Annotated in this window: 19 protein-coding genes, 1 tRNA gene and 1 pseudogene; 10 read left to right on the top strand and 11 right to left on the bottom strand. The window is 65.4% G+C overall.

Going from position 1 to position 20,858, the window contains the following annotated elements; genetic code table 11:
• Positions 1-43: 43 nt before the first annotated feature.
• The gene (locus OG225_RS38410; RefSeq protein WP_405179552.1) at positions 44-1,258 is read left to right on the top strand and encodes an IS110 family transposase; all 1,215 of its coding nucleotides are present in this window, start codon (positions 44-46) and stop codon (positions 1,256-1,258) included.
• A gap of 156 nt (positions 1,259-1,414) precedes the next feature.
• Here the strand turns inward: OG225_RS38410 and OG225_RS38405 are convergent, their stop codons facing one another.
• On the bottom strand, positions 1,415-2,515 hold the full coding sequence (locus OG225_RS38405) for a cation diffusion facilitator family transporter (protein ID WP_405179551.1): 1,101 nt from the start codon (positions 2,513-2,515) through the stop codon (positions 1,415-1,417).
• Positions 2,512-2,904 carry a metalloregulator ArsR/SmtB family transcription factor gene (locus tag OG225_RS38400; protein ID WP_216912083.1) on the bottom strand — a complete coding sequence of 131 codons (393 nt, stop codon included), beginning with the start codon at positions 2,902-2,904 and terminating at the stop codon, positions 2,512-2,514. The genes OG225_RS38405 and OG225_RS38400 overlap by 4 nt, the downstream gene beginning before the upstream one ends.
• A gap of 124 nt (positions 2,905-3,028) precedes the next feature.
• Between OG225_RS38400 and OG225_RS38395 the strand changes: the two genes are divergently transcribed.
• The 4 genes from OG225_RS38395 (at position 3,029) to OG225_RS38380 (ending at position 7,023) form a co-directional block, all read left to right on the top strand.
• Complete coding sequence (locus OG225_RS38395) at positions 3,029-4,171, top strand: acyl-CoA dehydrogenase family protein (RefSeq protein WP_405179550.1); 1,143 nt, start codon at positions 3,029-3,031, stop codon at positions 4,169-4,171.
• A gap of 169 nt (positions 4,172-4,340) precedes the next feature.
• Positions 4,341-5,813, top strand: a complete 1,473-nt coding sequence (locus OG225_RS38390; RefSeq protein WP_405179549.1) for a flavin-containing monooxygenase — start codon at positions 4,341-4,343, stop codon at positions 5,811-5,813.
• Between the two features lie 219 nt (positions 5,814-6,032).
• Entirely contained in the window at positions 6,033-6,833 is an 801-nt protein-coding gene (locus tag OG225_RS38385) for a DUF1542 domain-containing protein (protein ID WP_405179548.1), read from the top strand.
• Positions 6,834-6,950: 117 nt separating this feature from the next.
• Positions 6,951-7,023 (top strand) — tRNA-Arg (locus OG225_RS38380).
• 453 nt (positions 7,024-7,476) lie between these two features.
• Here the strand turns inward: OG225_RS38380 and OG225_RS38375 are convergent.
• The 3 genes and pseudogenes from OG225_RS38375 to OG225_RS38365 all read right to left on the bottom strand — a co-directional run.
• Positions 7,477-8,226 carry a nucleotidyl transferase AbiEii/AbiGii toxin family protein gene (locus OG225_RS38375; protein WP_405179547.1) on the bottom strand — a complete coding sequence of 250 codons (750 nt, stop codon included), beginning with the start codon at positions 8,224-8,226 and terminating at the stop codon, positions 7,477-7,479.
• Positions 8,223-8,789 (bottom strand): type IV toxin-antitoxin system AbiEi family antitoxin, encoded by a 567-nt coding sequence (locus OG225_RS38370; protein WP_405179546.1) that lies wholly within the window; start codon positions 8,787-8,789, stop codon positions 8,223-8,225. Before OG225_RS38370 ends, OG225_RS38375 begins: the two co-directional genes overlap by 4 nt.
• A gap of 112 nt (positions 8,790-8,901) precedes the next feature.
• A pseudogene (locus OG225_RS38365) lies at positions 8,902-9,360 on the bottom strand (DUF4143 domain-containing protein); the annotation flags it as partial.
• A 201-nt stretch (positions 9,361-9,561) separates the two neighbouring features.
• On the opposite strand from OG225_RS38365, the gene OG225_RS38360 reads away from it, so the two are divergent.
• Together OG225_RS38360 and OG225_RS38355 are read left to right on the top strand one after the other, a co-directional pair.
• Positions 9,562-9,834: a type II toxin-antitoxin system Phd/YefM family antitoxin gene (locus OG225_RS38360; protein ID WP_405179545.1), complete on the top strand. Its 273-nt coding sequence runs from the start codon at positions 9,562-9,564 to the stop codon at positions 9,832-9,834.
• Complete coding sequence (locus OG225_RS38355; protein ID WP_405179544.1) at positions 9,831-10,100, top strand: Txe/YoeB family addiction module toxin; 270 nt, start codon at positions 9,831-9,833, stop codon at positions 10,098-10,100. Before OG225_RS38360 ends, OG225_RS38355 begins: the two co-directional genes overlap by 4 nt.
• Positions 10,101-10,300: 200 nt before the next feature.
• Here the strand turns inward: OG225_RS38355 and OG225_RS38350 are convergent, their stop codons facing one another.
• Positions 10,301-11,080 (bottom strand): alpha/beta fold hydrolase, encoded by a 780-nt coding sequence (locus tag OG225_RS38350; protein WP_405179543.1) that lies wholly within the window; start codon positions 11,078-11,080, stop codon positions 10,301-10,303.
• Positions 11,081-11,137: 57 nt separating this feature from the next.
• On the opposite strand from OG225_RS38350, the gene OG225_RS38345 reads away from it, so the two are divergent.
• Positions 11,138-12,904 (top strand): GNAT family N-acetyltransferase, encoded by a 1,767-nt coding sequence (locus OG225_RS38345; protein ID WP_405179542.1) that lies wholly within the window; start codon positions 11,138-11,140, stop codon positions 12,902-12,904.
• Between the two features lie 162 nt (positions 12,905-13,066).
• Here OG225_RS38345 and OG225_RS38340 read toward each other — a convergent pair whose 3' ends face one another.
• The gene (locus OG225_RS38340) at positions 13,067-13,765 is read right to left on the bottom strand and encodes a hypothetical protein (RefSeq protein WP_405179541.1); all 699 of its coding nucleotides are present in this window, start codon (positions 13,763-13,765) and stop codon (positions 13,067-13,069) included.
• 251 nt (positions 13,766-14,016) lie between these two features.
• Between OG225_RS38340 and OG225_RS38335 the strand changes: the two genes are divergently transcribed.
• On the top strand, positions 14,017-15,798 hold the full coding sequence (locus OG225_RS38335; RefSeq protein ID WP_405179540.1) for an ABC transporter ATP-binding protein: 1,782 nt from the start codon (positions 14,017-14,019) through the stop codon (positions 15,796-15,798).
• Positions 15,799-15,886: 88 nt separating this feature from the next.
• Here OG225_RS38335 and OG225_RS38330 read toward each other — a convergent pair whose 3' ends face one another.
• The 3 genes from OG225_RS38330 to OG225_RS38320 all read right to left on the bottom strand — a co-directional run bounded on the left by OG225_RS38330 (position 15,887) and on the right by OG225_RS38320 (position 17,070).
• Positions 15,887-16,309 carry a type II toxin-antitoxin system VapC family toxin gene (locus OG225_RS38330; protein ID WP_405179539.1) on the bottom strand — a complete coding sequence of 141 codons (423 nt, stop codon included), beginning with the start codon at positions 16,307-16,309 and terminating at the stop codon, positions 15,887-15,889.
• On the bottom strand, positions 16,302-16,556 hold the full coding sequence (locus OG225_RS38325; protein WP_405179538.1) for a type II toxin-antitoxin system Phd/YefM family antitoxin: 255 nt from the start codon (positions 16,554-16,556) through the stop codon (positions 16,302-16,304). The genes OG225_RS38330 and OG225_RS38325 overlap by 8 nt, the downstream gene beginning before the upstream one ends.
• Before the next feature lie 79 nt (positions 16,557-16,635).
• A complete protein-coding gene (locus tag OG225_RS38320) occupies positions 16,636-17,070 on the bottom strand; it encodes an ester cyclase (protein WP_405179537.1) in 435 nt (144 codons plus the stop codon).
• Between the two features lie 437 nt (positions 17,071-17,507).
• Between OG225_RS38320 and OG225_RS38315 the strand changes: the two genes are divergently transcribed.
• Positions 17,508-19,685 carry a glutamine synthetase III gene (locus tag OG225_RS38315; protein WP_216917283.1) on the top strand — a complete coding sequence of 726 codons (2,178 nt, stop codon included), beginning with the start codon at positions 17,508-17,510 and terminating at the stop codon, positions 19,683-19,685.
• Between the two features lie 222 nt (positions 19,686-19,907).
• Here OG225_RS38315 and OG225_RS38310 read toward each other — a convergent pair whose 3' ends face one another.
• A complete protein-coding gene (locus OG225_RS38310; RefSeq protein WP_405179536.1) occupies positions 19,908-20,282 on the bottom strand; it encodes a DUF4189 domain-containing protein in 375 nt (124 codons plus the stop codon).
• Positions 20,283-20,858 lie beyond the last annotated feature (576 nt).

Genomic DNA, 20,858 nt, shown 5'->3' with positions numbered 1-20,858 from the left:
GGTTGTCCACGGGCGTAACCGTTTTCGAGTCAGGAGCACGCGGGTGACTACTCGCCCTCAGATGTGGGTCGGGATCGACGTCGGCAAGCAAGCGCATCACGCGTGCGCGGTCGACGAGACCGGCAAGACGGTGTTCAGCCAGAAATTCGGCAACGACCAAGCCTCGATCGAGACGTTGATCGCCCGCGCCGGCCAGGCCGCGCAACAGGTGCGGTGGGCGATCGATCTGACCAGTCCGATGGCGTTGCTGCTGATCACGGTCTTGTTGGCCGCTGATCAAGCGGTGACGTATGTGCCGGGCCGGGTGGTCAATACGATGGCCCACGGATTCCGCGGCGAAGGGAAAACCGACGCCAAGGACGCGAAGGTGATCGCCGAGACCGCCCGCATGCGCCGCGATCTGGGGCAGGTCACGATGCCCGACGAGCTGGTGGTCGGGTTGACCCAGCTGACCAGCTACCGCACCGACCTCATGAGCGACTGGGTCGCCGGGATCAACCGATTGCGGGCTCTGCTCGGGTCGATCTTCCCGACGTTGGAGGCAGCGTTCGATTTCTCGAACCGGACCCCGTTGATACTGGTCGCCGGAATGTGCACGCCTGCGGAGATTTGCGCCGCCGGAATCGACGGTGTCACAACATATTTGACCGACAACGGGGCATGGAAGCCCGGCATCGTCAAGGCCGCGGCCGCTGCGGTCGATGCCGCCGGGCGCCAAAGCCTGGCCCTGCCGGGCGAGGCCGATACCGCGATGCTGGTCAAACGTATCGCCCGAAAGCTGCTGGACCTCGATCGCGAGATCAAGGACACCGACAAGCTCATCACCGCACGTTTCCGGGAACACCCGTGGGCGCACATCATCGAGTCGCTGCCCGGGATGGGACCGGGTTTGGGTGCTGAGTTCCTCGTTGGCACCGGTGGTGACCTGGCCAATTTCGCCAGCGCCGGACGTTTGGCGTCCTACGCCGGTTTGGTCCCGGTCCCGCGCGATTCCGGTCGAGTTTCGGGCAACCTGCACCGTCCGAAGCGCTACAACCGGCGCATGCGGCGTGTCTTCTACATGGCCGCCCTGTCGAGCTTGCGCTACGAGAACGGGCCGTCGCGGCGGTTCTACGACCGAAAACGCGGTGAACGGCAGATACATACCCAGGCCCTTCTAGCTCTGGCCCGGCGGCTGGTCGATGTGTTGTGGGCGTTGCTGCGTGACGGTCGTGAATTCAGCGTCGGCAACCCGGCTCCGGTGGCCGCTGCGGCTTGACACGGTCATTGAGAGTCCTTTATCCTCGGTGGCCGACATGAGCCACATCACACCGGAGAATGCTACCCACAAGTAGCAATCGCCCAGCGGCCTAAGCGGAATTGTCCCATTCATGAAGCTTCAACCGGCCGTGGTCGCGAGAACCCGGCCCGAACATCACGACGCGTGCGCCGGATAGGCGTGGACCACCGCGGTATCCAGTCGCGGGACGACATGGACGAGAGTGTGCTCGGCCTCGTGCGCCAGTCTGTGGGCGTCGGCCAGGGTGACGGTGGAGGCGATATCCAATTCCACATCGGCGTGCAACCGGTGTCCGATCCAGCGCATTCGCAGGCTGCGCACACCGAGAACACCCGAGGAAACGGCCAGCGCGCGCTCGGCCGACGAGACCAGCGCCGGTTCGACCCCGTCCATCAGCCGCCGGAAGACATCTCGCGCCGCGATCCCCAGAACAGCGAGGATCGCGACGGTGATGAGCAGGCCGACGAGCGGATCGGCGAGCGGGAAGCCGAGCGCGACCCCGCCCGCGCCGAACAGCACCGCGAGCGAGGTGAACCCGTCGGTCCTGGCGTGCAGTCCGTCGGCGACCAGGGCCGCCGACCCGATCCGCCGCCCCACCCTGATCCGATACAGCGCGACCGTCTCGTTCCCGAGGAATCCGATCACCCCGGCCGCCGCCACCGCGCCGAGATGCTGGATCGGCACCGGATCGATCAGCCGACGCACCGCCTCGTACCCCGCGATCAGCGCCGACAGCGCGATCATGCCGACCACGAAGAGTCCGGCCAGATCCTCGGCCCGACCGAATCCGTAGGTATAGCGCCGGGTCGCCGCGCGCCGCCCCAGCACGAAGGCGATCCACAGCGGTACGGCCGTCAGCGCGTCGGAGAAGTTGTGGATCGTGTCCGCCGCCAGTGCCACCGAACCCGACATCACCACGACGACGACCTGGAGGATCGCGGTGAATCCGAGCACGGCGAGGCTGATCTTCACCGCTTCGATCCCGATCGCCCCCGCCTCCAGCGCGTCATCGACCTTGTCGGCGGGGTCGTGGGAGTGCGGAACGAAAATCTCACGCAGAACGCCTCGAACGCCGTGCGGATGATCGTTGTGGTCGTGGCTGTGATGCCCGTGTCGAGCATGAGCCACGTGCACGCCGCCCTCGTGACCGTGCCTCGGGTGGTCACCGTCGCGACCGTGCGACTCTCCCTCCGGGCGCGAATCGTCACTTCCGGCCAGCCGATTTCCCCAGTTCATTCCGAAACCTCTCGATTCCGCCCCGGCAGTACCCGGAGCTCGGCCGCGCGATGGTGCGACGGCACCCCCGGTCCCGCGTGTTCGGCGTTGTGCACCGCGTCGACCACGAGCCGCAGGATGTGCTCGTTCTCCAGGCTGTAGTAGATGGTCGTGCCCGCCCGGCGCGGTCGGACGAGCCGGGCCATGCGCAGTTTCGCGAGGTGCTGCGATACCGACGGCGCGGGTTTGCCCACCTGCTCCGCGAGCTCGTTGACCGAGAGCTCACGGTCGACCAGCGCCCACAGGATTCGCACCCTGGTCGGGTCGGCCAGCATCCGGAAAACCTCGACGACCAGTCCCACCTGGTCTTCTGCCAGCGGAGGCCGCGATACTCCACTATCTGCATTCATACGCAGATAATAGATCGATACCGACGGCCTGCCCAATCCTCGCTTCCGGCAGAAAACAGTCAGTTAATAGCCACTAACTGGGGTCGCCCTACCGTCCGCGCAGGACAACCGGTAGAACAAGGGAATGCCAGTTGATCGGATGCTGCCGACAGAGGAGTCCCGGGATCTCATCGAGCTGACCCGCGATATCGCCGACAAAGTGCTCGAACCGCGGGTCGTCGACAGTGAGAAGACCGGAACCTTTCCCGAGGGCGTCTTCCCCGCGCTCGGCGCGGCCGGACTGCTGAGCCTGCCGTATCCGGAGGAGTTCGGCGGCGGCGCGCAGCCCTACGAGGTCTACCTCCAGGTGCTGGAGGAATTGGCGAGCCGCTGGGCCGCGGTCGCGGTAGCGGTGAGTGTGCACAGCCTGTCGTGTCATCCGCTCTACGCCTTCGGCACCGAGGAACAGCGGGGCCGCTGGCTCGGCGACATGCTCTCGGGCGAAACCATCGGCGCCTACAGCCTTTCCGAGCCGCACGCCGGATCCGACGCCGCCGCGCTGCGCTGCCGCGCTACCAAGGTCGATGGCGGATACCGCATCACCGACTCGAAGGCGTGGATCACCAACGGCGGCCGCGCCGACTTCTACACCCTGTTCGCGCGCACCGGCGAGGGTTCCAAAGGCATCTCCTGCTTCCTCGTCCCCAAGGACACCGAGGGCCTGAGCTTCGGCAAGCCCGAGGAGAAGATGGGTCTGCGCGGCATCCCGACCACCACCGCCGCCTACGACGACGCGTTCATCCCCGCCGAACGCCTGGTCGGCGCCGAGGGTCAGGGCCTCACCATCGCCTTCAGCGCCCTCGATTCCGGCAGGCTCGGCATCGCCGCGGTCGCGACCGGCCTGGCCCAGCGCGCCCTCGACGACGCCGTCGCCTACGCCAAGGAGCGGGAGGCGTTCGGCCGCAACATCATCGACCACCAGGGCCTGGGCTTCCTGCTCGCCGATATGGCCGCCGCCGTGGATTCCGCGCGCGCCACCTACCTCGACGCCGCGCGCAGGCGCGACGCCGGACTGCCCTACTCACGTCAGGCCAGCGTCGCCAAGCTGATCGCCACCGACGCGGCGATGAAGGTCACCACCGACGCCGTGCAGGTCTTCGGCGGATACGGCTACACCCAGGGCTTCCCGGTCGAGCGCTATATGCGCGAGGCCAAGGTCATGCAGATCTTCGAGGGCACCAACCAGATCCAGCGCCTCGTCATCGCCAGGGGTCTCGCCGCGAGCTGAGTTTCACACCCGACCCGATGTCCTGATCGATGCCGCCCGCGCGGCGGTCGCGCAGGCCGTCGACGTGCTGAAGGCCGCGCTGCACCCCTGACCGACAGATGGCCGAAAATGTCGATTTGATGTCCGCCGTTCTCTCGGCAACCCGGGGACGGCGTTCTAGGCTCGAAATATGACAGAGCCGTCCATCATCATCATCGGCGCCGGATTCGCCGGACTCGGAATGGCACTCGAGCTCCGGCGAGCCGGTCTGCACAACTTCACCATCCTGGAGAAGGCAGCCGATCTCGGTGGAGTCTGGCGCGAGAACACCTATCCCGGCGCCGCCTGCGACGTGCCGTCACCGCTGTACTCGTGGTCCTACGAGCCGAAATCTGATTGGCCGCGGCGGTTCTCCGAGCAGGCCGATATCCACGCCTATATGCGGACGGTCGCCGAAAAGCACGACCTGCCGAGTTTCGTCCGCTTCGGCACCGAGGTCACCGACGCCGAATTCGACGAGAAGACCGGCCGCTGGCACATCACCACCGGCGACGGCGCCACCCTCACCGCCGACATCCTCATTCCCGCCGTCGGCCAGCTCTCACGCCCCGCCCTGCCGAATCTGCCCGGTATCGACACCTTCCGCGGCGCGGCCTTCCATTCCGCCGAATGGAACCACGACGTCGACCTCACGGGTAAGCGAGTGGCCTGCATCGGCACCGGAGCCAGTGCGATCCAATACATCCCGCGCATCCAGCCGCAGGTCGAACACCTCACCCTGTTCCAGCGGTCCGCGGCCTGGATCCTGCCGAAATTCGACACCGAATACAGTGCCGCGCACAAGAAGCTGTTCAAATACGTGCCGCCCGCCCGGCTGGCCGAACGCCTCGCGATCTGGTCGTTGTTCGAATTCCTCGCCTTGGCCCTGACCGATATCCCCGCGCTGAAGAATCCCGTCATCGCCCTCGCCGACCGGCACCGCGCCAAGCAGGTCTCCGACCCCGAACTCCGCGCGAAACTCACCCCCGACTACGCGGCGGGCTGCAAACGCGGACTCTTCTCCAACGAATACTTCCCCGCCCTCGCCCAGCCGAACGTCACCGTCGAGACCACCGCGATCGAGGCCGTGACCCCCACCGGCATCCGCACCGCCGACGGCGTGGAACACCCCGTCGACGCGATCGTCTACGGCACCGGATTCAAAGGCACCGAATTCCTCGCGCCGATGAACATCTACGGAACCGGCGGACGCAAACTCACCGACGTCTGGGGCGACGAAGGCGCGCGCGCCTATCTCGGCGTCACCGTGCCGAACTTCCCGAACCTGTTCATGATGTACGGACCGAACACCAATGTCGGCTCCGGCTCCATCATCTACATGCTCGAATCCCAGGCCCGCTACATCCGCCAAGCGGTCCAGTACCTGTCCGGCCGCACCGGCCATTTCCTCGCCCCCCGCGCCGACGCCGAACAGCAATGGGACGACTGGTTGCAACGTCGTCTGAAGGACACCCCCTGGAATTTCTGTTCCAGCTGGTACCGCAACGCCTCCGGCCGCATCACCAACAACTGGCCCGGCGCGACCGTGCTCTACCGGTGGAAGACGAAAACCTTCGATCCGGCGAATTACGTGGAGGCGAAAGGCGAACGCGCGCTGCGCTGATCGGACGCCACGTTCGGCGGATGGGAGTCGACGCCCACCGTCGAACGCGGTGGATGTTGCGGTGTCGTCGATCGCTTCGACTGTTGCCTCAGATCTCGACGCCGAGCGGCCACTGGTTCAGGGAAACGCGCCCTGACCCCGAAAATGCGACTCAGCCAGGTCTCAGCAAGCCGCCAGTAAACTCGACGGTATTCGCATCCGTCGACGGAAGGCAGGCCGATGATCTGGCTGTACCTACTTCTCGCCGTCGCGGTCGTCCTGACCCTGTTCGTCGTGGCCTCCCGCCGATCCCAGCAGCGCACCGCGACCGAACTCGCCGACGCACTGGCCGACGCCCGCCAGGTCAACGAGCGACTCGGCGGCCAGATCTACAACCTCACCGGCACCGACGACGCCTCCCGGCAAGCCCTCGTCGACGCCTCCGAACGCCACATCGCCGCGGGCTCCCAACTGGATCAGTCCAGCACCCCCACCCAGGCCCGCCTGGCCAGGCAAACCGCGATCGAGGGCCTCTACTACATCCGCGCCGCCCGCACCGCCATGGGCATGGACCCCGGCCCCACCGTCCCCGAACTCGAAGGCCGCTCCGCTGCGGGCACCGTCAGCAAAGACCGCGTCATCGACTACGACGGCCGCCGAATAGCCGCCTCCCCCAACCCTTCCCGCTCCACCCCCAACTACTACCCCGGCGGCCGAGTCGCCGGCCGCCCCGTCCCCGCAGGCTGGTACTCCGAACCCTGGTGGCAACCCGCCCTCGTCGCGGGCGCCTGGGGCATCGGCTCCGCCCTCCTCTTCACCTCCCTCTTCTCCGGCATGTCCGGCGTCGGCTACGGCGCCCAGGGTTTCGAGAGCGGATACGGCGAGGGATACCAGGACGGCCTGGACGCGGGCGGCTCCGACCCCGGCTACGACCAGGGCGGCGATCCGGGCGGAGACTCCGGCGGCTGGGACGGCGGTTCCGGCGGCGACTGGGGCGGAGGCGGCTTCGACGGCGGCGGGGGCTTCGACGGCGGATTCTGATTCCACCCGAAAACCCCTGCACACGCCCCCTCCCCACCCCTCACGCAGCCCCCGAGCCCGACACGATGCGGCTCCTACTGGGTGCACCCGGTAGACTGCGGTCGTCCCACCAGACCAGCCTTCGTAGCTCAGGGGATAGAGCACCGCTCTCCTAAAGCGGGTGTCGCAGGTTCGAATCCTGCCGAGGGCACAACATTCTTGCAGGTCAGGCCGTTGCCTCACACGGCTCGACGGCCCCAGAACCCCGGTTCGTACGCGGTTCGTACGCAGCGGAAAAACTCGTACGCGCCGCATCGAGTCAAGAGCGCGCCGACGGCGCTACGCGCCGCCGCCGTGGCCGTCGGTGCGCATTCACGACACGGAGCTTTCTGTCCACACTCGCCGGGAATCGCGCTGTCAAGGCGATCGGCTACGGTATGTGTTCGCCGCGGATCGTCTGTGGTCCAGTCCAATTCGAGGGCAACTGTGCTCCCGACATCGTAGATCCACGAGGGAGGCTCCTCCTCGGCCGGCTAATGACGCCACGGCGATCGGAGCGACAGACCGTAGGGCGTTCGAACCCGTCTTGTCGCCATGACTACAGGCTATGGATCGCTCTCCCCGACGCACGAGTCCTGCTCCAGATTCTTGTCGAATGCACCGGTCATTCCACAACTCGCGCCCAAGCATCTCGAACCACGGCCAGTGCAGTCCCAGCTGTGATCTCCAGCCTGGTCTGCCCGGCCAGTTGCGCATTCCAGTCGTCCTCATTCGGTGCCTGATCGAACAACTGCGGGCTGGGGAACCGGTTTGTGGGACCGCGTCTCTTGTACAACACTCCCGCGGCACCGTCGATCGCACCGATGCCGCTCAGCGCCCAAAGGTCCCAGAGGTCGCGTGATGCGCGTCGGTCGTGCCATGTCGCCGTCTTCCCCGCGACAAACGCCGGCAAAGTGGGCACCAACAGCTCAGCTGGCCCTGCGTCGCTGTATCGCTGCTCGAGACGGCGGAGTTCGGTCGGCCACACCGTTCGGCCACGTCCCGACAGCAACTGGATCTTGACGGACACACCGGAGGCAGAGCGGAGGTTGGCGACCCCCGTATCCGAGACATCGCTCAGCGACGACGCCCATTCCAGCCGACCGTACCTCCGCGCGACGGATCGCGGCAAAGCAGCGTCGAGTTCGGCGGCCAGGACCGTTCGGTTGTCCAACGCAACCAGATCGATGTCTTCACTGAGCCTGCCGCTCACCAGATGCGTACGGGCAAGAGCAGTTCCGCCGATAAAGTACAACCGCTCACCGAACCCTCGGCTGACTGCCGCCAGCAGATGGGAGATCAGATGATCGCGCTCGACCTGCTCCGGGGATACTCCGAATCGAAGTGCGACACTGTCGTATTCGTCGATACTCATGCTCCGCCCCAACTTTGCGCACGTCGAAGCGCCACACCCTGTCGCTGCTCGCTCGCGAGCTGTTCGAGTCTCGCCGAATCACTCCGACGGTAGAGCGTCTCGATCGCTGAACGAACCTCCACCTCGGCATTGCCCAGCTCCGGGCGCCGGGCAAGATCGAGCACGGTCTGTTCCGGAGTAGTGACCAGCGTCGGCCCCAGTGAAGTTTCGATACGCTCCGCGTCGAGCGCGTCGGTATCTCGGCGCACGAACCAAACCTGTGCCGAACGGTCGGTCAGCGCGATCGGTCGATGCTGACTCGGAACTGCGACAACGGCAGTCGCCAACGCACGAGGCACGGCTCCCAGCATGCGGGCCGCGCTGATACCCATGACGACTATCTGGTCCGCCCCGTAAATCGATGACGCGATACCTGCGGCCGCCGCTTCGAGACCTGGCAGCCACGTCCGACCGATGTAGTCCGGTGGGACAATGATGTAGTAGCCGTGAGCGACGCGGTGCAGCATCCCCCGATCAACGAGCCGCGCGATCTCGGGCCGCGGTTGGACGTAGATGTCGGCCAAGTCCTGCGGCCGCACGGTTCTGAGAGGCGCCCGCCACAGCTCACTGGGCAGTGGTGTACCGCGACGCTCAGCCATCAACACCACCACCCATCACTATGCATATGGTTGGCTATTACCCAACGAAATGCATACTACCGCGAAACTGGCCATCGCCGCGCCCGCCACCGGGATACGGCGCCAGTCTGCCGTTGTCGAATTCACCCTGACCAGCAGCAACGGCCCGGTCGAGAGCGGCGCGCGAGGCGGTCACGCAGGATGCGGATACCCCGCAGGTCTTCACGATGCACCCGACTTCCGCCTTGAACTCGAAGGCGATCACTCGTCCGTCATCGCTCTCGATGACCAGGTCGACTTCGTCACCGGATCCGGTGCGGAAGTGTCCAACTGTCACCGGCCCGCCCCACCAGCTGATCTGCTCGAGACTCTCTCCGACGGTGAAGGTTTCGATGAGATGACCGTATTCCGACAGTGCGGCGGGGTCACTGCCGGCGATCTTCTCCGGAGTCGATCCCATGAGCCAGGCTGCGACTCCGGAGTCGACGAAGTGCAGTTCGGGTTGGCGGGCGACGCGTGAGCCGAGGGCGGTTCCTCACGCAGGTAGCCGGTAGACGAGAAAGACAGCCTCCAGCAGCCGGAGATGATCAGACGGCGAAATCAGCACTTTTCAGCGCAATGAGACAGGTACTCGCCGTATGCCCCAAGCGATCGACAAGGCGCACCTGATCACGTACATTATCCCGTACGGGGTCAGTGTCGCGAGAAAAGGATCTCCATGCGAGCCATGCACAGCACCGAAGCACGTCAGAACTGGTCTGAAGTACTGGACGCGGCCACCGAAGACAACGACGAAGTCGTGATTACTCGGTCCGGCGGCAAGGAGCCCGCCGTAGTTATCTCGCTGGCCGAATACAACTCCTTGAAAGAGACCGCTTACATCCTGTCTACCAGGGCTAACAGCAGACGCCTGCTCGAGTCGATCGCGAACTTGGAATCAGGCAGGGTGGAAGCCCACGAACTGATCGAACCAGAGGACAACGACGAGTGAGTCGCAAGGTGGTGTTCGACGCCAATGGGTGGGAGGACTACAGCGGATGGCTCGCCCGTGACCGTAGGTTGCTCGGCAAAGTCAACCGCCTGATCGAGGATATCCGGCGCAACGGCAACGCCGAGGGCATCGGCAAGCCGGAACCGTTGCGGCACAACCTGGCCGGACTCTGGTCACGGCGGATAACCGACGAACATCGGTTGATCTACGTAGCCGACGATGACAACGTGACGATCGTTGCCTGTCGTCACCACTACGACGACTGAACACCCGCGAAGCCACCTGGAGACAGGGGCTCGAATGTGTATCGAGTTGGCTACATGCCACACGGCGACGTGGACGGCCGACTGATCGGCTGCTTCCAAACGGTCGCCCAAGGGGTGCCAACGAACCCACCAAGAGCAGCTGACGACCTGATCGACTGCACGGCAACGATTTTCGAATGTCTGCGAGAGCGCTCGTCGGCCTACCGATGTCGTGCCACGTCCTCGCACAGAATGCCCGGCCACCGCGCGAGATCGTCCGGCGTGTGCGCGATCTCCATCGTGGCCTTCGGCAGCAGACCAACCAACGCCTCCGCAGTCGACACCGGATGGCCGGGATCATCGATCCAGGCCAACACCGTGGTCGGCACCTCGATCGCGGCGATCGACTCCGGCGCGGGCAGGTCGCTCATCGCCGCACCGCGGAACAGTGAGGGCAGGAGGTGCTCGGCGACATCCGGCCCGGTTTCCGGCGTTCCCACGGTGGCGGGCGGGCGTGGCGCGGTGAGGTCGGCGTCGAGGAAGGCGGCGAGTCCCTGCTCCTCGATCAGGCGGGCGTTCTTCCGGTAGATGTCGGCCTTCGCGGCGCGGGTGTGCCAGGCGGTGGCGGGCACCAGCAGCGTGAGGCCCGCGAATCGGCCGGGATCGAGGACGGCGGCGTGCAGCAGTGTTCCGGTGCCCATCGAAGGGCCGACGCCGTGCACCTTCTCACCGGGGAACCAGTTGTCGAGCAGCTTCAGAAGGTCATCGGCAAGGACGGGCCACCGATAGTCCTCGGGGACGGTACGCCCCGTCGAGTGGCCGTGGCCGCGCGCGTCGTAGCGCAGCAGTCGGGTTCCGCTGAGTCCGCGGCCGAGATCGAGGTCCATCAGCCGGTCGCGATGACGGCTGGAGGTGAGGCCGTGGAGTTGGACGACGGGGTGGCCACCCTCGTCGCTGAGTTCGACATCGAGGTCGGCGCCGGGAACGCGGAAGGTCGGCACGGTGGCTCCAGGGTGCTGGTGAGACGGCGAGCGCTCGGGAAGGCCTAGGATACCGTCATGCGGCTGACCAATGTCGCGCACCTGCGCCTACCGTTCGGCCGCCTGTTGGGCTTCGATGTCACCACGGGTCGGGTGGGCCGGTCGCTTCCCGTCTCCTTCGACCAGCGGCGCCACGTGGGGGCGGGCGACCGGGCGGGATCCTGGATGGCGTTGTCCTTCAGGCTCTCCGCGCCGGTACTGCCCGACGAACTCGCGACCGCCTGGTTGGCGGTGATCGAACGGCACGGCACGCTGCGGTCGGTCTTCGTGCCGGGCGAGGACGGCGAGCCTCGACTGCACGAGGTCGATATTCTCCCCGCCGGTTGGGTCGAGCATGTGATCGCTCCGGGGCAGGCGGTCAACGACGCGCTCCGCGCGGTGCTCGACCGGGCTTGTTCACCGTACGGTCGTCCGTCGCACCGACTGTGTGTGCTCGAGACCGCGATGGGGCCGACGGTGGTGGTCGCCGCCGACCACTCCCACGTCGACATGTGGTCGATGCTGGTGATCGTGCGCGATCTGCTCGCCGCGCTGGCCGCGGTGCAGAAGGGTGGTTCGCCGTCGTTGCCGCTCGCACCCGCGTTCGCGGAGCACACCCGTGCGTTGCGGGACCGTCCGCCCGCGCCCCCCGAGGTACACCGCCGGTGGGCGGAGGTGCTGGCGGGCAGCGGCGGTGTGATGCCGCGATTTCCGCTGTCGCTGGGTGAGGCGACGTTGCAGGAGGAGCGCGTGGAGGTGCGCGATGTCCTCGACGTCGACGACAGCGCCGCGTTCTCGGCACAGGCCCGCGACGACGGCGTCTCGACCTTGGCGCTGGTGGTCGGGGCGATGACCGAGGTGACCCGCGAGTTGGCAGGCACCGCACTGCGGGCCGTGTTTCCGGTGCACAGCCGGTACGACACCACCTGGCACGACTCGGTGGGGTGGTTCATCACCAACTCGGTGCTCGAGTCGGCCGACTCCGATCCCCGTGCCAGCGCGGCGGCGGTGAAGGAGGCCGTCCGGATGGGGTCCTGGCCACTGGCGGACATCCTGCGTCCGTGGGGCGGAATGCCCGAAGCGCCGGGGATGTTCGCGATTTCGTGGCTGGACCTGCGCCGACTACCGGTGCGAGTCGACGCGACCGGTTTGGAGGCGCAGTACGTCGGCGCGACGATTCGGACCGACGGCGTGATGCTCTGGTTCGTCCTCGATGAGGCGGGCCTGCATCTACGCTGCCGGTACCCGGACACTCCCGAGGCCAGGCGGCACGTCGGCGGCTGGCTGGACACGCTGATCGCCCGGCTGCGATCACGGGCGCGGGCTTCGGTCGGCGGTCGACTCCGACTCGGCGATCGGATCTATCGTGTGCAGCGGGCGGCGCGCGCCGATGTCCCCGCGCTGGTCGCGCTGCTCTCCGACGACGAGATCGGCGGTGCCCGTGAGGGGTCCGAGATCGCCCGCTACGAGGAGGCCTACGACGCCGTCACCAGGGACGCCTCGCACTATCTGGCGGTGGTCCGGGACGAGGGCGACCGGATCGTCGGCACCATGCAGCTCACCATCATTCCGGGGCTTTCCCGCAGCGGCACCACGCGCCTCCAGATCGAGGGGGTACGGGTCACCGCCTCACAACGCTCACGCGGTATCGGAACCGCGATGCTCGAATGGGCGCACGACCACGGCAGACACCGAGGTGCGACACTCGCGCAGGTGACCACGGACCGGGTTCGCGAGCGGGCCCACACGTTCTACGCGCGGCTCGGGTACGGCAACAGTCACGTCGGGCTCAAGCGGGCACTCTGACCGGCCCGCTCAGAGCGTCGAGCGGGGCGTCCGGTGATGACCCGCGGGTCGACGCATTCCATTGACGCTCTGCCCCATGCCACTTCGTAGCAGGCCGAATCCTGCGGAAGCGACATCGGCCATCCGGCTGAAGGTCCACCCAGACCGAACGCAGAGGCCCTTTCAGCGACGCGCCGCACGCAGACGGGCCACTGCCTCGTCCGGAACGATCTCCCTGGGAACGAAGAAACCGCGAGTACCCACCGGTTGGAGGAAGACCACGCCCCCGCTGACGATCACCCGCTTGATGTCGACGTAGCGATTGGTGACCTGGCCACTGCTCTGATGCAGTTCCATAGCGTCGGCGGTGTAGCGGGCCGACATCCGCTGTCCCGGACCGGCGATCGCGAGAAACGCGGGATCCACCCTGGCCAGTTGGACACCGGTGATCAGCGCGACCACAACCAGTTCGAAGGCCAGCACGACGAGGAACGCGCCCAACATCTCGCCGATCTTCGCGTCTCCCCCGTTGGACGTCATCGCGATCGTGCCGCGCACGAGCAGGAACGCGGGCAGGGCGAGCAGGAATCCCCATTTGCTCGGCAGCCGCCAGGTGATCAGCGCTCGGCCGCGGGTCAGTCGCCGCGCGGTATTCTCGTCGCAGACGTAGGTCACGTCGATCGGCTGGTCGGGACGGGATTGCGCGAAGCCACCGTGTTGACCCGAAAGACCCTGCTGCTGTTGCGGATAGCCCGGATGACCGAATGCCGGTTGAGGCGCGTAGCCCTGGAGATGACTCGGCGGCGGCGCGAACCCCTGCTGCTGCCCCTGTGGCGGATACCCCGGCTGACCCTGTCGACCATATGGCTGTTGTGGATACACGATCTCCCCCCTTCGAACGTAGACGCCTTGCAATCTACCTCCACCGTCAGACCCGATACGACGGCAGCCGCGTTCGTCGAGATCGCAGTTAGTCTACGCTGCAACCACTTTCGAGCACGGACGGCACCCTCCCCGTCGACGCAGGGTGCGACCTGACACGGCGTGCGCGAATATTCGCTGGCGGTGATCCGCCCGGACACGGGATCATCGTTCACCTGCATCGTTCGTTGATTCGAGACGACAGGGGGATCATGCAATCGCGTGCGGCGGCGACCAAACTGGTGCTGCGTTTATACGGCCGGGAGATGGCCGCCCGTAAGACCATCACGATTCCGGCGCTGCTGGCGCCTGCACTCGGCAATATCTGCAACCTGTACATAGCACCGCTGATCGTCGCCATGATAGTCAGCCGGGTCGCGGCGACCGGGGATACCGGCTTCGGCGCGTCGGGTTCCTACATTCTCGCCTTCGGCGGAGCCCTGTTTCTCGCTGAACTGCTGTGGCGCATCGGGATTCACTGCCTGAACCGGGTCGACGCCTACGGGATCGAGCACCTGTACGTGGTCGCCATGGACGAATTGCTCGCCAAGGACGCGGCGTTCTTCCACAATAATTTCGCCGGTTCGCTGACGAAGCGTTCACTCAGTTTCGCGGCCCGCTTCGAACAGTTCGTCGACACGCTCGCCTTCGAGATCATGGCGGCGCTGGTGCCGCTGATCTTCGCCTCGGTGGTGTTGTGGCACTACAACCCCGTGCTGGTCGTCGTACTGATGGGGATGATCGTGGTCACCGCGCTGGTCATCACGCCCTTGGTCCAGCGTCGCCAAAAGCTCGTCGACGACCGTGAGGCGGCCATCGCGCGGGTCTCCGGACATGTGGCCGACAGCCTGGCCAATATGCAGGTGGTCCGTGCCTTCGCCGCCGAACCCCAGGAGGCGGACGAACATCGCCGCCGGGTCGCCTCGTCGCGACGAAAGTCGTTGCGCTCCTGGGATTACGCGAACCTGCGAATCGATACGCTGGTGGCGCCGCTGCTGGTGCTGACCAACGTGATGGGGCTGCTGATCGCGGTGGGCCTCGGCGGCGGCAAGATGGGAGTGGAGGCCATCGTGGTGGCATTCACCTACTACTTCAACGCCACCGGGATCATGTTCCGGTTCAACCAGATCTACCGACGGCTGGAGACCGTGCTCACCGAGGCCGCGCAGTTCACCGAACTGCTGCTCGACGAACCGAAGGTACTCGACACCGCACATCCGGAACCCTTGCAGCCCAATGGGTTCGACGTGCGGTTCGAAACGGTGAACTTCACCCACGCGGGCGCGCGGCAACTGTTCCACGGATTGGACCTGCACGTGCCCAGCGGCGCCAAGGTGGGCCTGGTCGGACGATCCGGTGGCGGCAAGACCACCATCACCCAACTGCTGCTGCGGTTGATGGATCTGCAATCCGGAACCATCCGCATCGGCGGACAGGACATCGCCCGGCTTCGGCAGGCGGATCTGCGCAGTCTGATCGCCTACGTGCCGCAGGAGCCGGCCATGTTCCACCGGACCCTGAGCGAGAACATCCGGTTCGCGCGCCCGGAAGCCACGGACGGGGAGATCCTGCGGGCCGCCGAGGCCGCCCACGTCACCGAATTCGTGGATGCGCTCCCGGAGGGCATGGACACGCTCATCGGCGAGCGTGGCGTGAAACTCTCCGGCGGCCAGCGCCAGCGGGTCGCGCTGGCCAGGGCGATCCTGCGCGACGCACCCATCCTGCTCTTGGACGAGGCGACCAGCGCACTCGACTCGGAAAGCGAATCACTTGTGCAGCAAGCCCTCTGGGAGTTGATGGACGGCCGCACCGCGCTGGTCGTCGCGCACCGACTGAGCACCGTGGCCGGAATGGACCGGCTGGTGGTGCTCGACCACGGGCGAATCGTCGAGGAGGGTACACACGAGCAACTGCTGTGCGCGCAAGGAGCGTACGCACAGTTGTGGCGGCACCAGTCGGGCGGATTCCTGGGCGAGGACGTGGTCGTCCGTTGATTTCCGCGCCATCACATCGAGGAGCAGGACGTCGGCGCAACAACTCGCCCCGGAAAGCCTGGAGAGCGGCGGCACCCGCTCGAACGGTCTATCTCCGGACCGGCACCAGCGTCAGAACGGGGTCGAGCCCTAGGAAGTCATCGACGTTGGCGGTGTAGAGAGGAAGATCGTTCGCCGACGCGATAGCCGCAATCAGCAGATCCATCCTGCGCGGCTTAGGATTCCGGCCTGCCGCGACGACCAGTTTGGCCATTGTCGCGAATCGACGTGCCGCAGCCGAGCAAAATGGCAGCGCGTCGAATGTGTGCTCGACCTCGAGTAAACGCTCCGTGCGAAAGGCCAATGTTTTCGAATTGTCAGCCAAGGCGATACCGAGTCCGAGTTCGGCTAACGTAACCGTGCTGATTCGCGGACGCACCGGAAGATCTGCGTCATCGATCCGCGCGATATCGATGAGAACGCACGTATCGAGCAGACCTTCAGGATGCCGGTCGGTCCGCGCATCAATCATCGAGACGATCCTCGCCGAACGCGGCGTCGATTTCCGCACGCTCCTCAGCCGCAGTGCCTGCCGCCGCGAAACGTGCGAACCGCGCTTTCAAGTCGGCGGTCGTGACATCCCGTTTCGCACGGATCGGACGTAGCTCCCCGACCGGGTGCCCGTTGCGGGTAATGATGAAATCGTCACCTGCCTCGAGCGCGTCCATCACACCCGCGCTGCCGTTGCGCAACTCTGCTTGCGTGATCGTCCTGGTCATCGCTCCAGGATAGCAACGCATGCTATCCACCGCTATAAGCCCGAGAGCTGAGCAGGTCTGCTGTGGGCAGCCCGGCCGGTCAGGTTGCCGCGGAGCTTGCCGATTGGACGACACCGAGTTGCTGCATCATCCCGAGCGCGTCCCAGCATCCCCAGCTCTCGACGATCTTGCCATCCTCGAAGCGGGTGATGGTAATTCCTTGCACGACTGCGGATTTGCCGGTCGCGTGCATACCCATCATCTCGCCGTCGTTGGTTCCGGTCCCCGTCCATCGGGTGGTGACGAAATCGCCTTCGGCGATCTGTTCGTTGACCAGGAACCGCTGATCCGAGAACGCGGCGAGATACATCTGCGCGAGTCGTTTGAAGCCCTCGGGGCCGTGGGTATCGGCGAACGGGTTCTGTGGATCGTGGTCGATGTAGTCGGCCGCGATCACCTCGTCGAATACATCGAGATCTCGCATGTTCCACGCGTCGAAGACACGCTTGGCGGCGGCCTTGTTCTGCTCCGACATGGGGTTTCCTATCTATTGGGTGCCGAACCGGCGAAGGCGGCTCGTAGTCGCTACAGGCAGCATCCGCGGTGCCCGGCGTTGATATGGCTCGCGGGCCGCGATGCCGACGGTGAATCCAGGGCGCCACGGCCCGGTATGGGGACGCTGTCATCAACGAGGATGACCGTCCGAATGTCGTCGGCGGGCATCCAGCAACCCACCGATCACAAACCTTGAAGCCGGTATACACAGTCATTGTGCGCCTCTTTCCCGCGCAAGGTAAGGGGTCGACATCAGCATGTCTGTGACACCGTGCCCACCCCCGGATCGGTGCGGGGAAGAGCGACGGTCTCGCGGAGGTGACAGCGACGAAACATCCTGGCTATCGGGGGTTCGTAGAGTTGCGCGATCGGGTTCAGCACGCGGATGCGGAGCCGCATCGGGCAAGGGGTAGGACAATGACTGGAAACCGCGTACGGATCGAGGCGATCAGAGCCGTCGAAGCGTATGTGCCGCCGGCGATGAACGCCGACGAATCGGAAACGCCGGGTGAGATTTTCGGTGACAACGTGTTCAACGTCGCCGTGATGCAGAAACGGTTGCCGAAGTCGGTGTACAAATCGGTGGTCGCCACCATCGAACGCGGGGCACCGCTGGATCCGATGGTGGCCGATGCGGTGGCGGCTGCGATGAAGGATTGGGCCCTGGAGAAGGGCGCGACCCACTACGCACACGTCTTCTATCCGCTGACCGGGCTCACTGCGGAAAAGCACGACAGTTTCCTCGAGCCGCTGGCCGACGGTTCCGCGCTGGCCGAATTCGCCGGCAAGACGTTGATCCAGGGCGAACCCGATGCCTCGAGCTTTCCGAACGGCGGGCTGCGCAATACCTTCGAAGCGCGCGGCTACACCGGCTGGGATGTGACGAGTCCCGCGTACGTGCTGGAAAATCCGAACGGCAATACCCTCTGCATCCCCACGGTTTTCGTCTCGATGACCGGCGAGGCGCTGGATCACAAGACTCCGTTGCTGCGTTCGCAGCAGGCGATGGGTCGGCACGCGATGCGGATTCTGAAACTCTTCGGTCACGAGAATCCGGCGCCCGTGGTCTCCTTCTGCGGGCCAGAGCAGGAGTACTTCCTGATCGACCGGCACTTCTTCCTCGCCCGGCCCGATCTCCTCAATGCGGGGCGCACCCTGTTCGGTGCGAAGCCGCCGAAGGGCCAGGAGTTCGACGACCACTATTTCGGTGCGATCCCGGAGCGCGTGCTCGGTTTCATGATGGACACCGAACGGGAGCTGTTCAAACTCGGCATTCCCGCCAAGACCAGGCATAACGAGGTCGCACCGGGGCAATTCGAGATCGCCCCGATGTTCGAACGCGGCAATGTCGCGGCCGACCATCAGCAACTGTTGATGACGACGTTCAAGACGGTCGCCAAGAAACACGGTATGGAATGCCTGTTCCACGAGAAGCCTTTCAGCGGCGTGAACGGCTCCGGTAAACACGTCAACTTCTCTGTCGGCAACGCCGAACTCGGCAGCCTGCTGGTGCCGGGCGACACTCCGCACGACAACGCGCAATTCCTGGTGTTCTGCGCCGCGTTCATCCGAGCGGTGCACAGGTACGCCGGGCTGCTTCGCGCCTCGGTCGCCTCGGCCACCAACGATCATCGGCTCGGAGCGAACGAGGCTCCGCCCGCGATCATTTCGATCTTCCTCGGTGACCAGCTGGCCGATGTCTTCGAGCAGATCGCGAAGGGCGCGGCGACCTCATCGAAGGGTAAAGGCTCCCTCATCATCGGCGCCGACACCCTGCCGGTGCTGCCGACCGATCCGGGCGACCGCAACCGCACCAGCCCATTCGCGTTCACCGGCAACAGATTCGAATTCCGGGCGCCGGGCTCGATGCAAACCGTCAGCGTTCCGATCGTCACGCTCAACACGATTCTGGCCGAGTCGCTCGACTACATCGCGACCGAACTCGAAACCGCGGTCACCGACGGGACGCCGTTCGACACCGCCGTGCAGAATCTGCTCACCGCGATCATCACCGATCACGGCAAGGTCGTGTTCAACGGTGACGGATATTCCGATATGTGGCAGCAGGAGGCGGCGACCCGCGGACTGCCGAATCTCCGGACCACCCTCGACGCCCTGCCCGAACTGATCACCGATTCCGCGATCGAACTGTTCGAGAAATATCAGGTCTTCAACGGCCGGGAAATGCACAGCCGCTACGAGATCGGGCTCGAGCAATACGCCCTGACGATCGGCGTGGAGGCACGGCTGACCCTCGAGATGGGCTCGACGACCATCCTGCCCGCCGCGATGCGGTACCAGACCGAGGTGGCCCAGAACATCGCGGCACTCACGGCAGCCGGATTCCCGGCCGACACCGACATGCTGAAGGAAGTGTCCGCACCGCTGACCGACCTGCGAACAGCATTGAGTTCACTCGCCGACGCACTCGCCCAGCACCCCGGCGGCTCCGCCTACGACGAAGCGGAACACGCCCGCGATAGTCTGCTGCCCGCGATGGCCGCGGTCCGCGCGGCCGCGGACACGCTGGAGTCGGTGGTCGCCGACGACCTCTGGCCGCTGCCGACCTATCAGGAATTGCTGTACGTCCTCTGACCCGCGCCGTCAGTAGAGCGGGCGCCCGAGTCCGTTTTCGAGAACCTGCTCAGACGATTCAGCGATGGATCCGACGAGCATGACGGAAGAATCTCGATACCAAGGACTTTCGGGCAGGGTCGCGGCCGACCGCTGATTGTGTCGTGCGCGATCAGAACAGTGAGCCGAGATCGACCGGGCCGGAACCCCCGAGGGGATCCGGCCCGGAATCTCACTGTCGGATCAGCGAGCGTTGCTCGTGCAGATGACCTCGACGATCTTCGCGCCGCTCAGGTCGACGGAGCCGAAGGCGGCGAGTTGCGCCGTCGGGGTGATCTCCGTCAGTCGCCGATAGGCGGCACGCTCGGCCTCGGCCCGGTTCGGACCGGACCCTACGGCCACACCCTCTTTACTCTCGACCAGCGCTCCGCATCCGTTCGCCCACGAGGCCAGCACCTCGCAGTCGGCCACGCCGCAGTCGGCGATCGCCGCGGCCCTCGCGTCATCGAAGTTCGCCTCGTCGACGCTCGCCCCGTATGTCCACTCGCTGCCGCTCACCGCGATCGCCGCGTAATAGCCGGCGGCGTCCGCGGACCCCGCACCCAGCACAGACCCCACCGCAAGGCTGCTTACCGCGAGGGCAAAGCCGACCCTACCCATCAATCCCATTGAATTTTCTCTCTCTTCGGATGCGCCCCAAAAATTGGAACCAGCGCAATCATTGCCGCTATCGGCGAATCCGTCCAATGATGGGACGAGTAGGCCGTAACCGCACGGGTTCGAAGAACGACCACGGTCGGTGTTGTTACCGGGCTGGCCAGTACGAATGGTGCTGTCGGCGACGAGAACTCCGAATCAGAGTCGGTGACCGACCTGTCCGGCGATGAACTCCGTAATTGCGATATTCCGCGTACTCTGCGGTCAGGGGCGCTTTTGCCGAAGACGCTGGCGCCCGGGTCGCAAACCACGGGATCAATGGGTTGATCGCCTCCGGCTGAGACAGTTCGAAATCTATGAGCGGTATATGCACAACTCCCCGGTGGCAGGTCGTCTGACACGGCCGTCCCCGCTTCGGGAATGGTTGCAGTCGACTACCGCGTCCGCAGCGGGAAGGTCTATCCGAACCCTGGCTGCCGAAGTGCGCACCTTGCTCGACCGGTTCTTCCCGATTGCACTCTGGCATAGGAAATCCAC

The sequence above is a fragment of the Nocardia sp. NBC_01377 genome, assembly GCF_045040005.1.
GTDB classification, from domain to species: domain Bacteria; phylum Actinomycetota; class Actinomycetes; order Mycobacteriales; family Mycobacteriaceae; genus Nocardia; species Nocardia noduli.
The sequence above is the reverse complement of the archived record's forward strand: the minus strand, read 5'-3'. Positions and strand labels throughout refer to the sequence as shown.